Consider the following 14,700-nt stretch of genomic DNA (forward strand, 5'->3'; position numbering starts at 1 on the left):
TGATAAAATAAAATAGAGAGGACGGTTACATGCGAAAATTCCAAATTTTTCTATTTATTGAATCTTGTTTATTGACAGGAGCTCTGATTATGATGGTATCAGAGCATTTTTCCCGTTTTCTACTGATATTGCTCTTGTTTTTACTGCTGATTCGATACTATACTGGAAGACAGGGTAATAACTTCATTTTAGTGGCGGTGAGCATCCTATTTTTATTTATCATCATGCTCAATCCCTTTGTCATTCTAGCTGTTTTTGTGGCTCTGATTTACAGCCTATTCTTGCTTTATCCTATGATGAATCAGGAAAGAGAAGAGACCAATCTGGTCTTTGAAGACGTTGTGACAGTGAAGAAGGAGAAAAATCGCTGGTTTGGAAATCTTCATCACTTCTCAAGCTATCAGACCTGTCGTTTTGACGATATCAATCTCTTTCGTCTTATGGGGAAGGATACCATTCATCTAGAGCACGTAATTTTGAGCAATCATGATAATGTCATCATCTTGAGAAAACTGGTCGGTACGACTAGAATTATCGTACCAGTGGATGTAGAAGTCAGCCTCAGTGTTAATTCTTTGTATGGAGATTTAACCTTCTTTGACCAGCCTAAGCGAGCTTTACGTAATGAGCAATTTCATCAAGAAACCAGTGATTATCTCAAGAGTCCAAAGAGTGTGAAGATTCTTTTGACAACTATGATTGGAGATGTTGAGGTGGTGAGAGGATGAAAAAACAGCCCTATATTTTAATCGGTCTCACCTCATTTCTCTTTGTTGCTTTTCTATTTCGAAGCATTTTTAAAGTTCTGGATTTGGAGTGGACTTCTCTCTTTCAAGATTTAGAAAAAACAGAAAAAGTCTTATTTCTGGCTTTAATGTTTAGTCTTGCCCTTGCTTTTTTATTAGTCCTATTCTGGACAATTGTTGACGAAATTTTAAGAAGAAGAATCCAAGCAAATCTCAAACGCCTCCTAGCTGGTAAAGATATTGAAAGTCTGGGAGATGCTGACTTAGACGCAAGTTTTAGAAATTTATCAGGAAAGCTTGGTTTGTTGACAGAAGCTATTCAAAAAGCAGACAATCAGGCCTTGGTCAAAGAAGAAGAAATTGTTGAAAAGGAGCGCAAGCGAATCGCACGTGACTTGCATGATACGGTCAGCCAAGAAATTTTTGCTGCCCATATGATTTTATCGGGACTCAGTCAACAAGCTTCCAAATTAGATAGAGAGAAGATGCAAACACAACTGCAAAGTGTGACTGCCATTTTAGAGACAGCTCAAAGAGACTTGCGCATTCTTCTTTTGCATCTACGACCAATTGAACTGGAACAAAAAAGCTTGGTGGAGGGGATTCAGCAACTCCTCAAAGAGCTAGAAGAAAAAAGTGAGCTGAAAGTAAGCTTTAAATATCAGGTAACTGCACTACCTAAAAAGATTGAAGAACATATTTTTCGTATTGTTCAAGAATTGATTAGTAATACACTTCGTCATGCACAAGCTTCCTGTCTAGATGTTTACCTTTATCAAACGGAAACGGAATTACAGTTGAAGGGAGCAGACAATGGTCGTGGTTTTCAGCTAGATGATGTTGATGAATTAAGCTATGGTTTACGCAATATCAAAGAACGAGTGGAAGATATGGCTGGGACTATACAATTATTAACAGCTCCCAAGCAAGGTTTAGCAGTGGATATCCGCATTCCCTTGCTTGATTTGGATAGATAAGAGGAAGTAAGATGAAACTATTATTGGTAGATGACCACCAAATGGTGCGTCTGGGTTTAAAAAGTTATTTTGAATTACAAGATGATGTAGAGGTTGTAGGAGAAGCAACCAATGGTGCGGAAGGGATTTCCATGGCCTTGGAGCTTCGTCCAGATGTGATTGTCATGGATATTGTCATGCCTGAAGTCAATGGGATTGACGCAACTCTAGCTATTCTCAAAGAATGGCCGGAGGCTAAAATTTTGATCGTGACTTCTTACCTAGACAATGAAAAAATCATGCCAGTCTTGAATGCTGGGGCTAGAGGCTATATGCTCAAGACATCAAGTGCTGATGAATTGTTCCATGCTGTTCAAAAGGTGGCAGCTGGAGAGCTAGCGATCGAACAAGAGGTGAGTAAGAAAGTAGAATACCACCGCAATCATATGGAACTTCACGAAGAATTAACTGCGCGAGAACGCGATGTTCTTCAACTGATTGCTAAGGGCTATGAAAATCAGCGCATTGCAGATGAGCTCTTTATCTCCCTTAAGACAGTCAAGACCCATGTCTCCAATATTTTAGCAAAGCTTCAGGTTAGCGACCGCACCCAGGCGGCAGTTTATGCCTTTCAGCATCACTTGGTAGGACATGAGGACTTTTAGAGGTGAAAGCAAGGCTCGCTTTTTCCAAAGCAAAATTTTTTCTTAGGGAGAAGAATTTTTAAGTTTTTCCTTAGTAAATCGAGGATTTTTAGTGAATTAAGAATATGAAACAATCTAGAAGCAAGCAAGAGTCTCATGAAGTCCTGAAAACTCATTTCTGACTTGAAAAAAGTCGTTACTATATGGTATAATGGACTGTATTAAAAAATTTTAAGGAGAAATGACAGAATGTCTGTATCATTTGAAAACAAAGAAACAAACCGTGGTGTCTTGACTTTCACTATCTCTCAAGACCAAATCAAACCAGAATTGGACCGTGTATTTAACTCAGTAAAGAAATCTCTTAATGTTCCAGGTTTCCGTAAAGGTCACCTTCCACGTCCTATCTTTGACAAGAAATTTGGTGAAGAGTCACTTTACCAAGACGTTATGAACGCTCTTTTGCCAAACGCTTATGAAGCAGCTGTAAAAGAAGCTGGTCTTGAAGTCGTTGCACAACCAAAAATTGACGTAACTTCAATGGAAAAAGGTCAAGACTGGGTTATCACTGCTGAAGTTGTTACAAAACCTGAAGTTAAATTGGGTGACTACAAAAACCTTGAAGTATCAGTTGATGTAGAAAAAGAAGTAACTGATGCTGATGTTGAAGAGCGTATCGAACGTGAACGCAATAACTTGGCTGAATTGGTGATCAAAGAAGCTGCTGCTGAAAACGGTGATACTGTTGTTATCGACTTTGTTGGTTCTATCGACGGTGTTGAATTTGACGGCGGAAAAGGTGAAAACTTCTCACTTGGACTTGGTTCAGGTCAATTCATCCCTGGTTTTGAAGACCAATTGGTTGGACACTCAGCTGGTGAAACTGTTGATGTTATCGTAACATTCCCAGAAGACTACCAAGCAGAAGACCTTGCCGGTAAAGAAGCTAAATTCGTGACAACTATCCACGAAGTAAAAGCTAAAGAAGTTCCAGCTCTTGACGATGAACTTGCAAAAGATATCGACGAAGAAGTTGAAACACTTGCTGAATTGAAAGAAAAATACCGTAAAGAATTAGCTGCTGCTAAAGAAGAAGCATACAAGGATGCAGTTGAAGGTGCAGCAATCGATAAAGCAGTTGAAAATGCTGAAATCGTAGAACTTCCAGAAGAAATGATCCACGAAGAAGTTCACCGTTCAGTAAACGAATTCCTTGGAAACTTGCAACGTCAAGGTATTAACCCTGACATGTACTTCCAAATCACTGGAACTACTCAGGAAGACCTTCACAAACAATACGAAGCAGAAGCTGAGTCACGTACTAAGACTAACCTTGTTATCGAAGCAGTTGCGAAAGCTGAAGGATTTGACGCTTCAGAAGAAGAAATCCAAAAAGAAATCGAGCAATTGGCTGCAGATTACAACATGGAAGTTGCACAAGTACAAAGCTTGCTTTCAGCTGAAATGTTGAAACACGATATCGCAATCAAAAAAGCTGTTGAATTGATCACAAGCACTGCAACAGTAAAATAATCTGAAAAGATAAAAATCCCACCGAATCGGTGGGTTTTCTTATGCTTTATTTTCCGAAAAACTCCTGCAGGTCTTCTTGGCTAATCCCAATCATGGCTGGGATACTAGACCAGTTGTCCTCGGTTAGGATGTAGGATTGTTCAGTGTCTGTTGAGATGGCAGTATCGGTTGCAAGTTGGTTTGTTTCCTCTGCATTCTCCATTAAGTCAGCGAAACGTTCAATTAGATAGGTCTTACGAGCTGTTCCGATATGTTGAGTTGCATAGTCAAAGGCCTGTAATTCACCTAGTAGGATCAGTTTACTTTTGGCACGAGTGATAGCAGTGTAGATGAGATTGCGCTCCAGCATTCGTTTGCTAGCACTAGTAATCGGAAGAATCACAACTGGAAACTCGCTCCCCTGAGACTTATGGATACTCATGGCATAGGCTAAGCGAATCTTGTACCATTCATTTCGAGGATAGGAAACCTCGTTACCATCAAAGTCGATGACAATTTCATCTTGCTTGGATTCGGTGTATTTTCCTGGAATCAAGTCTGTGATATAGCCTAAGTCTCCGTTAAAGACATTGACCTCTGCATCGTTGACTAGGTGAATGACCTTATCTCCTGTTCGATAGTGGCACTGAGGAGCTTCAAAGCTAAGCTGGTCTTTTTGTGGAGGATTTAGAAGGTCTTGCATGAGCTGGTTAATGGCATCAATACCTGCAGTTCCACGGTACATCGGGGCAAGAATCTGAATGTCACGAGCAGGGATGCCACTTCTGAGGGCAGCATCTAGGATTTTTTCAATGCTAGCAGGGATATGGTTACTAGCGATTTCAAAGTAGGAGCGGTCTGCTTTTTTCTGGGTAAAATCTGCAGGTAATATTCCCTGGCGAATCTGACTAGCAAGCGTGACGATGGTTGATTCTTCGCTCTGACGGTAGATTCTTTCCAAGCGTGTTTGAGGGATACTTGATATTTGGAGTAAATCTGCTAGGACTTGACCAGGATTGACAGAAGGCAGCTGATCGCTATCACCCACGATAAGGATTTTACTGTTAGAGGAGATGTTGGAGAAGAGCTGGTTGGCCAGCCAAGTATCTACCATGGAGAATTCATCCACGATGATAAAGTCAGCATCCAGATAATCTTCTAGATGGCTGGTGTCATCGTCTCCAGTCATGCCCAGGTGGCGGTGAATGGTAGCGCTTGGTAGTCCTGTCAACTCATTCATGCGACGGGCTGCGCGACCAGTTGGAGCGGCTAGGAGAATGGGCAGATTGCTCTTTTTTTTGAGATCCAGTCCTTCTAAGAGAGCATAGACAGCGATAATGCCGTTGATAACAGTAGTCTTACCTGTACCAGGTCCACCTGTAAGGATAAAGACCTTGTTTTGGATAGCATCGCAGATGGCCTGTTTTTGAATACTATCATACTCAATTCCCAGTTCTTCCTCAACAGTTGTGATATGGCCTTGAATAGTCTCTAGATCCTGTTTTTTACTTTGACCTTTTTCTAGGATTCTGATGAGATGACTGCGAATCCCTTCTTCTGCAAAAAAGAGGCTATTATCAAAGATTTTGGTATCAATCTGCTGGACTTTATCTTCTTCAATCAGATAAGCAAGTTCTTGGGCAACTTGACTCGGCTCTAGTTCGACTGGACGGGAGGATTCAAGAAGGTTGAGGGTTTGCTCCAACAAGTCTCTAGCTTCCATATAGGTATCTCCCGTTTCCATGCAACCTTGAAAGAGACTGTGGACGAGACCTGCACGGAAGCGTTCGGGAGCTTGACTCTCAATCCCCAATTCTTGGGCCAGTTGGTCAGCAATGGTAAATCCCAAGCCCTTGATATCCTCGACCAGTTGATAGGGATAATTCTCGACAATCTCTAGGGTTTCTTCCTTGTAAAAGTCTTGGATCTGAAAGGCTAGTTTATTTGGGATGCCGTAATTAGCCAGTTTGGCTAAGACCATCTCTGTTCCGTAATTAAGACGAAGAGTTGAGACGAAGGCTTCACGATTTTTAGTAGAGAGTCCAGAGATAGACTGGAGCTTGTCTGGATTTTCTAAAATTTTGTCAATAGTGTTTTCGCCGTAAATATCCACGATTTTCTGAGCTGTTTTGAGTCCAATTCCCTTAAAATGACTGCTGGAAAAATACTTGACCAAGCCCTTACTAGTCGGCTTGGCTCTCTCATAGCGAGTCATTTGTAACTGTTCCCCATACTTGGAGTGTTGGACGATTTGTCCCCAAAAGGTGTATTCCTCTCCTTCGATGATATCTGCCATGGTACCTGTGACGATGATTTCATAATCATCAAAGTCTTCAGCATTGGTATCATCAATATCTAGGAGCAAAATACGGAAAAAATTGCTGACATTTTCAAAGATAATGCGCTCAATGGTGCCTGAAAAATAAACTTCCATAAAATTCCTTACAATAGTATCTGAGAAAATTTATCCCAGATTTAGTCAAAATAGAATGAGAAGAGGCTGAGATGGATAATTCTCGGCCTCTTCCTAGTTTTTAAAATGTTCCGATACGCTTGAGTGGCCAGAAGCGGAATTTGGCTTCACCAGTGATATCTTTTGCCTTAAAGGTACCAACATGTCGACTGTCGCTAGATACCAGACGGTCATCACCCAGTAGGAGGTATTCACCCTCTGGTACAGTGAAGGTAAAGCTAGTGTTGTAATTAACATCTAGGGTAAAGGCCTGAGCCTTTTGAGCAATGGTTCTAAAGTATTCACCCTTTTTGCCGTCCCAACCAGTTCCAGTATAGGTGCTTTGGAGTTTATCTTCCTTGAAGCGCTTGAGGTAGTCCGCTAGATAAGGCTCGTCAGTTTCTTGGTCATTGATATAGAGCTTGTCGCTTTCGTAACGGATAGTATCTCCTGGCATACCGATGACCCTCTTAACGATATCCTTGTTTCCATCCTCCTCATGGGCAACCACGATATCAAAGCGATCAATAGGAAGATGTTTAACAACGAAAAGGACTTCTCCATCAGCCAAGGTAGGATCCATAGAATGTCCTTCTACACTGACATTCCTCCAGAGAAAGAGACGACTAAGGGCGATAAGAGTGATAATGAGGATAAAACTCCCCCACTCTTTTAAAAACGATTTAAAATATTTCATAATTTACCTTTCTAGCAGTTTTTTGGCTTTTTCAGTATTTTTAAAGTGTAGCTTGGCGCAGAAGTTGAGCCCCTGTATACCATAAGCACGAAGTATTTGGCTAGCTACCTTGTCAGAAGCTGTCCCAGCCCCACTTGGAAGTTGATAACCAAGTTCTCTCCCCAGATTTTCTAAATTTTCCAGAAAGAGATCACGCGCAATGATAGAGCTTACTGCGACTGCTAAGTATTTGTCTTCTGCTTTTTCCTCCAGACTAACTGGATTAGAAAAATGATTGGCTTCATTTTTTAAGTACTTCTCATAGTTTTGAGCACTAGTAAAAGCATCGATCACAATCTTTTCTGGCTGGACTCCCTTTTGGAGGAGGAGAAAAATCGCTTGATTATGCAGAGCTACCTTTACGGAAACGGCATTGTAGCGCTCCCCAATGACTTCATTATACTTACTTGGAGAAAGAAGAAGCGCTTGGTGCTGGATTCTCTCTTTAAGGAGAGGGGCAAGCTGACGAATCTTTTGGTCTGTCAGAGTCTTAGAGTCCCCAACACCTAGTTTTCGCAGAAAGTCATGCTGGTCAGGCGTAACAAAGGATGCTACTACAGCCAGAGCACCAAAGTAGGAACCATTTCCTACTTCGTCAGTTCCAATCATCGGAAAGTTTTGTCCACTAGCTACTGGGCTGACCTGATAACCAAAAAAGCTGGCGTAACGTTCAGCAGCTTCTCCTTGCAAGAGGACTTTTCCAGAAGTATAGATGGAAACACTTGCCTGTGGAAGCTTGAAAAAGTAGCGAATATAAGGATTTTTACTAGGAGTCAGTGCTTGTTCATATTTCTGAACAAAGGCTTGGATTTCCTTTTCACTCGGGGTTAATGTAATACTTGCCATAGTTCTTATTGTACCATAAAAGCCGTAGAATTGGTAAAAACTGACAAACTTAGTGAAATTTGGTATAATATCGTGAGGTGAATTTTTATGGCAAATTTAAATCGATACAAGTTTACATTCGGAAAAAAAACATTGACCCTTACAACTGAGCATGATAACCTCTTTATGGAGGAAATTGCCAAGGTCGCAACAGAAAAATATGAAGCAATCAAAGAGCAAATGCCTGGAGCGGATGATGAGACAATCGCTATTTTATTAGCAGTCAATAGCTTGTCAACCCAACTCAGCCGTGAGATTGAATTTGAAGATAAGGAACAAAAATTAGACGCCCTCCGTCATCAAGTTGTAGGGACCAAACAAAAGCAGAGCAAGATTGAGGACTCCCTATGATTTCCATCTTTCTTTTATTGGTTCTGGCTTGGAGTTTTTATATCGGCTATCGCAGAGGCTTGGTCCTACAAGTCTATTATCTCCTAGCTACAATCGTCTCAGCTTATTTTGCAGGGAATTTTTATCAGTCATTGGGAGAAAAATTTCACTTGTTGATTCCGTATGCCAATCCTCAGGAAGGGCAGGGGACTTTCTTTTTCCCGTCGGATCAAATTTTTCAACTGGACAAGGTCTTTTACGCAGGTATTGGCTATCTCTTAGCTTTTACCGTATTTTACTGCATCGGTCGTTTGATTGGACTCTTTTTTAACCTAGTACCAACCAAAAAGTTAGGTGGCAAATATTTTCGCATCGGTGCAGGAGTCTTATCAGTTGGAGTGACCTTATTTGTCCTTCAGATGATGCTGACCATCCTTGCGACTGTGCCCCTAGCAATCGTTCAAAATTCACTTGAAAATAGTCTAGTAGCCAAACATATGATTCAAAGTATTCCAGTGACTACCGACTTGATTAAACAACTCTGGGTAACCAAACTAATCGGATAAAAAGGGCGGGAATTATTCCTAGCCTTTTGTTTACAATTCCAAAAGTTAAGGAGACTTTTAAGAAAGCTTGAGAACTCGAGTACAGGGTTCCTAGGCTTATAACTAAGGAAAAGAAAATGAATAAAAAAATACTAGAAACATTAGAATTTAATAAGGTCAAGGCTTTATTCGAGCCTCATCTTTTGACCGAGCAAGGACTAGTGCAGTTGAAAGAACTTGCTCCGACTGATAAAGGAGACAAGATTAAGCAAGCTTTTGCAGAGATGAAGGAAATGCAAGAACTCTTTGTCGAACATCCTCATTTCAGCATGTCGGGAACAAAAGACATTGTTGCAACTAGCAAACGTTTGGAGATGGGTGCTGACCTCAACATCGAGGAATTTCTCCTTCTCAAGCGTGTCATATTTGCCAGTCGTGAGCTGAAGAATTTCTATGACAATCTTGAAAATGTACGTTTGGATCACCTGGCAAGTTGGTTTGAGAAACTTCATGATTTTCCACATTTACAGGGAAATTTACAAGCCATCAACGAAGCTGGATTTATTGAGAACTTTGCTAGTGAGGACTTGGCACGAATCCGTCGAAAAATCCATGATAGTGAAAGTCAAGTCAGAGATGTCTTGCAAGACCTTCTCAAGCAAAAGGCTCAGATGTTGACTGAAGGTATCATCGCAAGTAGAAATGGTCGCCAAGTTCTTCCTGTAAAAAATACCTATCGTAACAAGATTGCTGGGGTCGTTCATGATATCTCTGCTAGTGGTAATACTGTCTATATCGAACCGCGTGAAGTAGTCAAGCTAAGTGAAGAAATCGCAAGTCTTCGTGCAGATGAACGCTATGAGATGATGCGCATCCTCCAAGAACTCTCTGAAAGAGTAAGACCTCATGCAGCTGAAATCGCCAATGATGCTTGGATTATTGGACATTTGGACCTCATTCGTGCTAAGGTCCGCTTTATCCAAGATACGGAGGCAGTAGTACCTCAAGTATCTGAGGGACAGGAGATTCAACTTCTTCACGTTCGTCATCCCTTGGTGAAGAATGCTATCGCAAATGATGTGCACTTCGGCAAAGAATTAACAGCTATCGTCATCACTGGTCCCAATACTGGTGGTAAGACCATCATGCTGAAGACTTTAGGTTTGACGCAATTGATGGCCCAGTCTGGTCTGCCGATTCTAGCCGATAAGGGCAGTCGAGTAGGGATTTTCGAGGAGATTTTTGCAGATATCGGAGACGAACAATCCATTGAGCAAAGTCTGTCAACCTTCTCTAGTCACATGACTAATATCGTAGATATTCTTGGTAAGGTCAATCAAAACTCGCTCTTGCTACTTGATGAGCTTGGAGCAGGAACAGATCCCCAAGAAGGTGCAGCCCTTGCCATGTCAATCCTAGAAGACTTGCGTTTGCGGCAAGTTAAGACCATGGCAACCACTCACTATCCTGAACTAAAAGCTTATGGTATTGAAACGGCCTATGTTCAGAATGCTAGCATGGAATTTGATACAGCTAGCCTGCGCCCAACCTATCGCTTTATGCAGGGAGTTCCAGGACGAAGCAATGCCTTTGAGATTGCTAAACGTCTCGGCTTGTCAGATGTCATCGTAGGTGACGCTAGCAAGCAGATTAATCAAGACAATGATGTCAATCGTATTATTGAGCAATTAGAAGAGCAGACACTTGAAAGCCGGAAACGTCTTGAGAATATTCGTCAAGTCGAGCAAGAAAACCTCAAGATGAATCGTGCCCTTAAAAAACTTTATAACGAGCTCAATCGTGAAAAGGAAACTGAACTCAATAAGGCGCGTGAACAAGCTGCTGAGATTGTTGACTTGGCTCTGGCTGAAAGTGACGATATTTTAAAAAATCTTCACAGTAAATCTCAACTGAAACCGCACGAGATTATCGAAGCCAAAGCTAAGCTCAAAAAATTAGCCCCTGAAAAAGTTGACCTTTCTAAAAACAAGGTCCTCCAAAAAGCTAAAAAGAAACGAGCTCCAAAAGTTGGAGATGATATTATCGTTTTAAGCTATGGTCAACGTGGTACCTTGACCAATCAACTCAAGGATGGCCGTTGGGAAGCTCAAGTCGGCTTGATTAAGATGACGCTTGAAGAGAAAGAATTTGACTTGGTTCAAGCCCAGAAAGAAGCGCCAGTCAAGAAGAAACAAGTTAACGTCGTTAAACGTGCAGCAGGAAAAGGTCCACAAGCTCGACTAGACCTTCGTGGCAAACGCTACGAGGAGGCTATGGAAGCCTTGGATGCCTTTATCGACCAAGCTCTACTCAACAACATGGCTCAAGTGGACATCATCCATGGTATCGGTACAGGAGTCATCCGTGAAGGAGTAACCAAATATCTCCAAAGAAACAAGCAAGTCAAGAGCTTTGGTTATGCACCACAAAATGCAGGTGGAAGTGGCGCAACGATCGTAACCTTTAAGGGATAAAGCGAAAATAATGAGAATTTGAATAAAATTTTCTGAAAACAATTGACAAGTTCTGTTTTTTCTTGTAAAATAAGAAAAATTAAATACAACACCGAATGAAGTTTAATAGAAGTGGAAAATCGTTTGATTTTTCATGACTGTAAATGGACGGAACTCTGGAGAGACCGTAAAGGCACCGAAGGGGCAAGGCAGGCAACTGCTCAAACTCTCAGGTAAAAGGACAGAGCAATGATAGAGCGCTTTTTGGCATTTATCGATGCATTCCAGAGTACATGTTTTTAACATGTGCTCTTTCTTTTGGGGTTGAATAGATAGGAGAATGGTATGTTAAATTTGCTAAAAGAGCTGGATGCTCTGGTATGGGGACCACCCCTTTTGATCTTATTGGTTGGTACAGGGATTTACTTGACTCTTCGTTTAGGACTTTTACAAATTTTGCGTCTCCCTAAGGCCTTCCAGCTTATTTTTACCAAAGACAAGGGACATGGTGATGTTTCGAGCTTTGCTGCCTTGTGTACAGCCCTAGCAGCAACTGTTGGTACGGGAAATATCATCGGGGTGGCAACAGCCATCAAGGTGGGAGGCCCTGGTGCCCTTTTCTGGATGTGGATAGCAGCTTTTTTTGGAATGGCGACCAAGTATGCAGAGGGCTTACTGGCTATCAAATATCGGAGTAAGGATGAAAATGGCGCTATCGCAGGAGGACCGATGCACTATATTCTTCTAGGGATGGGAGAAAAATGGCGCCCTCTTGCAATCTTCTTTGCTATAGCTGGAGTATTGGTTGCACTTTTAGGGATTGGAACTTTTACCCAGGTTAATTCCATTACAGAATCCGTTCAAAATACGGCTAGTATTGATCCGACAATTACTGCGCTTGTTTTATCTATTTTCGTAGGGATAACAGTCTTTGGTGGACTTAAGTCCATTTCAAAGGTGTCAACTACAGTTGTTCCCTTTATGGCTATTGTCTATATCTTGGGAACCTTGACAGTTATTTTTGTTAATATTGAGAAAATCCCTGCAACTTTGGCCTTGGTCTTTACATCAGCTTTTAGTCCAGTTGCTGCACTAGGAGGATTTGCAGGAGCTAGTGTTCGGATGGCTATTCAAAATGGTGTGGCGCGTGGAGTTTTCTCGAATGAGTCTGGCTTGGGTTCAGCTCCCATTGCGGCTGCGGCTGCTAAGACAAATGAGCCGGTGGAGCAAGGTTTGATTTCCATGACAGGGACCTTTATTGATACTCTAATCATCTGTACCCTGACTGGCTTGACCATCTTGGTAACTGGTGTTTGGAGCGGTGATTTGAATGGTGTTGCTTTGACTCAGTCAGCTTTTTCTACGGTATTTTCTTTCTTTGGTCCAGCTCTTTTAACAGTTTTCTTGGTGCTTTTTGCCTTTACTACGATTTTGGGTTGGAACTATTACGGAGAGCGTTGTTTTGAGTTTCTCTTTGGTGTTCGCTTTATCTGGCTCTATCGTCTGGTCTTTGTTGCCATGGTCTTACTGGGTGGATTTATCGAGTTGGATATGGTCTGGATTATTGCGGATATTGTCAATGCCCTCATGGCACTGCCAAACTTGATTTCCCTCTTAGCCTTGTCTCCAGTCGTTATCGCTGAAACTAAGAAGTATTTTGATAAATAATGTAAGATTGATATTACCATTTATAGATAAGACTAGCATCTGTTTGTGAGATGCTAGTTTTTTCACTTCTAGAGCTAGTCTTTTATTTTATACTCAATGAAAATCAAAGAGCAAACTAGGAAACTAGCCGCAGGTTGCTCAAAGCACTGCTTTGAGGTTGTGGATAGAACTGACGAAGTCAGTAACATATATACGGCAAGGCGACGTTGACGCGGTTTGAAGAGATTTTCGAAGAGTATTATGTCATAAGATGAATGAAATTCAAGAGTACATCTTTTATGATACCCTTTATTTGCACTTTTATTTATTGTATAATAGTCAACATAAATCTGTTTTTGGTCTGATATGTCTTGTTTCATCTATATGCGAAAGAGAAATAAACAGGAGGTGTTTATGTCAAAAGATATTCAAAAATTAGTGATTTCACAAGGGATAGCGAATCTAGCAGATGTCTTTTTTAGAGTTGTTGTGATTGCAAATGTGTTTGTCTTATCTGGTTCGGTCATTTCAACCTCCCTAGTGCCAATTCTGATTGGTCTATCCTCCTTTTTAGCCAGTTTCTTAGTTCCATTAGTAACGAAGAGATTAGCTTTAAATCGTGTTCTTTTCTTGACTCAATTTGGTAAGACAATTCTGCTAGCGATTTTGGTTTTTCTACTCAAGTACACTGGAAATATCTCTATCCCTATTTTATACGCTATTGTCACTTTTATCTCCATTTTGGATGGTTTTGCAGCGCCAGTTTCCTATGCGATTGTTCCACGCTATGCAAGAGATTTAGCTAAAGCAAATGCAGCCATCTCAATGAGTGGAGAAAGTGTACAGCTAGTTGGTTGGGGCTTAGGAGGCTTCTTATTTGCGAGTCTGGGAATGAAGCCTAGCCTGCTCATTGTGCTATCCTTGTTTACAATTTCTACGATTTTGATGTTCGGTTTACCACTTGTCGAAAAAGAAGAGTTGTCCTCTGAAACAAGTCTTGAGACGCTCACAAAAGGTTGGAGACTGGTGGTTAAAAAATCAAGATTAGGCTTTATTGTCCAGGCTAATCTCTTAGAAATTCAAGCCAATGCTATCTGGGTATCTTCTGTTTTACTTGTTTTTGTGACTGAGATTTTACATCGGTCAGAAAGCTATTGGGGTTATGTCAATACAGCTTATTCCTTGGGGATTATCTTGGGAGGAGCTATTGTCTTCCGTCTAGCCGAGAAAGTTGTTACCCATAAATATCAGACTATGATCTTTTCTTTGTTAGCGACAGCACTAGTAACATTCTTGATATTGCTATTTCCAAATCCACCTATTTTCTTACTCCTATCTCTAGTAATTGGTTTTCTATCTCAAATCAAGGAAGTCCCTGAGAGTGTATTATTACAGGAATCGGTTGATGAGAAGGAACTTGTAAATGTTTACTCCGTTATTGAAGTTGTCTCTACCTTGGCCTTTTCTGCCTCTGTTTTTCTAATGAGTTCCATCACAGAATATTTTGGTGTATATACTGGTTTCGGTCTGGCTATATTCTGCTTGCTAGTAGAGTCCATCTTAGTTTTAAGAAACAAGCATCAGATAAATTAACAGTTATGATCACACATCTGGTGTGATTTTTTTGTTTTCATAAAGAAATTCTATCAATGCAATTTAAAATATATATTATGCAAGGTATAGATTCTGTGTTAGACTTATTGTCAACGAAAAGCTAATGAGTCATCAATCAAGACAAGGATTTGTTCAATAGGCTGATGAGATTTCGTAAGATTTTCGCAGAAATCATTCAAT

12 protein-coding genes and 1 riboswitch are annotated in these 14,700 nt (G+C 40.9%); of the genes, 9 read left to right on the forward strand and 3 right to left on the reverse strand.

Features of this window, described 5'->3' with window-relative positions:
- Positions 1 to 29: 29 nt before the first annotated feature.
- The 4 genes from liaF to tig all read left to right on the forward strand — a co-directional run bounded on the left by liaF (position 30) and on the right by tig (position 3,879).
- Positions 30 to 728, forward strand: a complete 699-nt coding sequence (liaF, locus tag QM887_RS05830) for a cell wall-active antibiotics response protein LiaF (RefSeq protein ID WP_414270936.1) — start codon at positions 30 to 32, stop codon at positions 726 to 728.
- A complete protein-coding gene (locus tag QM887_RS05835; protein WP_414270937.1) occupies positions 725 to 1,723 on the forward strand; it encodes a sensor histidine kinase in 999 nt (332 codons plus the stop codon). The genes liaF and QM887_RS05835 overlap by 4 nt, the downstream gene beginning before the upstream one ends.
- Before the next feature lie 11 nt (positions 1,724 to 1,734).
- A complete protein-coding gene (locus QM887_RS05840; RefSeq protein ID WP_414270938.1) occupies positions 1,735 to 2,367 on the forward strand; it encodes a response regulator in 633 nt (210 codons plus the stop codon).
- Positions 2,368 to 2,595: 228 nt separating this feature from the next.
- Positions 2,596 to 3,879: a trigger factor gene (gene tig, locus QM887_RS05845; RefSeq protein ID WP_414270939.1), complete on the forward strand. Its 1,284-nt coding sequence runs from the start codon at positions 2,596 to 2,598 to the stop codon at positions 3,877 to 3,879.
- A gap of 46 nt (positions 3,880 to 3,925) precedes the next feature.
- Here tig and QM887_RS05850 read toward each other — a convergent pair whose 3' ends face one another.
- The 3 genes from QM887_RS05850 to rnhC all read right to left on the reverse strand — a co-directional run bounded on the left by QM887_RS05850 (position 3,926) and on the right by rnhC (position 7,892).
- Positions 3,926 to 6,292, reverse strand: coding sequence for an ATP-dependent RecD-like DNA helicase (locus QM887_RS05850; RefSeq protein ID WP_414270940.1), 2,367 nt, complete (start codon positions 6,290 to 6,292; stop codon positions 3,926 to 3,928).
- A 100-nt stretch (positions 6,293 to 6,392) separates the two neighbouring features.
- A complete protein-coding gene (gene lepB, locus QM887_RS05855; RefSeq protein WP_414270941.1) occupies positions 6,393 to 7,007 on the reverse strand; it encodes a signal peptidase I in 615 nt (204 codons plus the stop codon).
- 3 nt (positions 7,008 to 7,010) lie between these two features.
- Entirely contained in the window at positions 7,011 to 7,892 is an 882-nt protein-coding gene (gene rnhC, locus QM887_RS05860; RefSeq protein WP_414270942.1) for a ribonuclease HIII, read from the reverse strand.
- Between the two features lie 87 nt (positions 7,893 to 7,979).
- Between rnhC and zapA the strand changes: the two genes are divergently transcribed.
- The 5 genes from zapA to QM887_RS05885 all read left to right on the forward strand — a co-directional run bounded on the left by zapA (position 7,980) and on the right by QM887_RS05885 (position 14,499).
- Positions 7,980 to 8,282, forward strand: a complete 303-nt coding sequence (gene zapA, locus QM887_RS05865; protein ID WP_315638818.1) for a cell division protein ZapA — start codon at positions 7,980 to 7,982, stop codon at positions 8,280 to 8,282.
- A complete protein-coding gene (locus tag QM887_RS05870) occupies positions 8,279 to 8,827 on the forward strand; it encodes a CvpA family protein (protein ID WP_414270943.1) in 549 nt (182 codons plus the stop codon). The genes zapA and QM887_RS05870 overlap by 4 nt, the downstream gene beginning before the upstream one ends.
- A gap of 116 nt (positions 8,828 to 8,943) precedes the next feature.
- Positions 8,944 to 11,280, forward strand: coding sequence for an endonuclease MutS2 (locus QM887_RS05875; protein WP_414270944.1), 2,337 nt, complete (start codon positions 8,944 to 8,946; stop codon positions 11,278 to 11,280).
- A gap of 145 nt (positions 11,281 to 11,425) precedes the next feature.
- A riboswitch (glycine riboswitch) is annotated at positions 11,426 to 11,514 on the forward strand.
- 90 nt (positions 11,515 to 11,604) lie between these two features.
- Complete coding sequence (locus tag QM887_RS05880; protein ID WP_414270945.1) at positions 11,605 to 12,927, forward strand: alanine/glycine:cation symporter family protein; 1,323 nt, start codon at positions 11,605 to 11,607, stop codon at positions 12,925 to 12,927.
- Between the two features lie 393 nt (positions 12,928 to 13,320).
- Positions 13,321 to 14,499, forward strand: coding sequence for a ryptide export MFS transporter (locus QM887_RS05885; protein ID WP_414270946.1), 1,179 nt, complete (start codon positions 13,321 to 13,323; stop codon positions 14,497 to 14,499).
- The last annotated feature ends 201 nt before the right edge of the window (positions 14,500 to 14,700 follow it).

The organism is Streptococcus infantis (genome assembly GCF_047460875.1).
Classification (GTDB): Bacteria; Bacillota; Bacilli; order Lactobacillales; family Streptococcaceae; genus Streptococcus; species Streptococcus infantis_AA.

Bases quoted from the DNA above. Each gene is read 5' to 3' on its own strand.
- liaF (WP_414270936.1), top strand. From the start codon at position 30: ATGCGAAAATTCCAAATTTTTCTATTTATTGAATCTTGTTTATTGACA.
- QM887_RS05835 (WP_414270937.1), top strand. From the start codon at position 725: ATGAAAAAACAGCCCTATATTTTAATCGGTCTCACCTCATTTCTCTTT.
- QM887_RS05840 (WP_414270938.1), top strand. From the start codon at position 1,735: ATGAAACTATTATTGGTAGATGACCACCAAATGGTGCGTCTGGGTTTA.
- tig (WP_414270939.1), top strand. From the start codon at position 2,596: ATGTCTGTATCATTTGAAAACAAAGAAACAAACCGTGGTGTCTTGACT.
- QM887_RS05850 (WP_414270940.1), bottom strand. From the start codon at position 6,292: ATGGAAGTTTATTTTTCAGGCACCATTGAGCGCATTATCTTTGAAAAT.
- lepB (WP_414270941.1), bottom strand. From the start codon at position 7,007: ATGAAATATTTTAAATCGTTTTTAAAAGAGTGGGGGAGTTTTATCCTC.
- rnhC (WP_414270942.1), bottom strand. From the start codon at position 7,892: ATGGCAAGTATTACATTAACCCCGAGTGAAAAGGAAATCCAAGCCTTT.
- zapA (WP_315638818.1), top strand. From the start codon at position 7,980: ATGGCAAATTTAAATCGATACAAGTTTACATTCGGAAAAAAAACATTG.
- QM887_RS05870 (WP_414270943.1), top strand. From the start codon at position 8,279: ATGATTTCCATCTTTCTTTTATTGGTTCTGGCTTGGAGTTTTTATATC.
- QM887_RS05875 (WP_414270944.1), top strand. From the start codon at position 8,944: ATGAATAAAAAAATACTAGAAACATTAGAATTTAATAAGGTCAAGGCT.
- QM887_RS05880 (WP_414270945.1), top strand. From the start codon at position 11,605: ATGTTAAATTTGCTAAAAGAGCTGGATGCTCTGGTATGGGGACCACCC.
- QM887_RS05885 (WP_414270946.1), top strand. From the start codon at position 13,321: ATGTCAAAAGATATTCAAAAATTAGTGATTTCACAAGGGATAGCGAAT.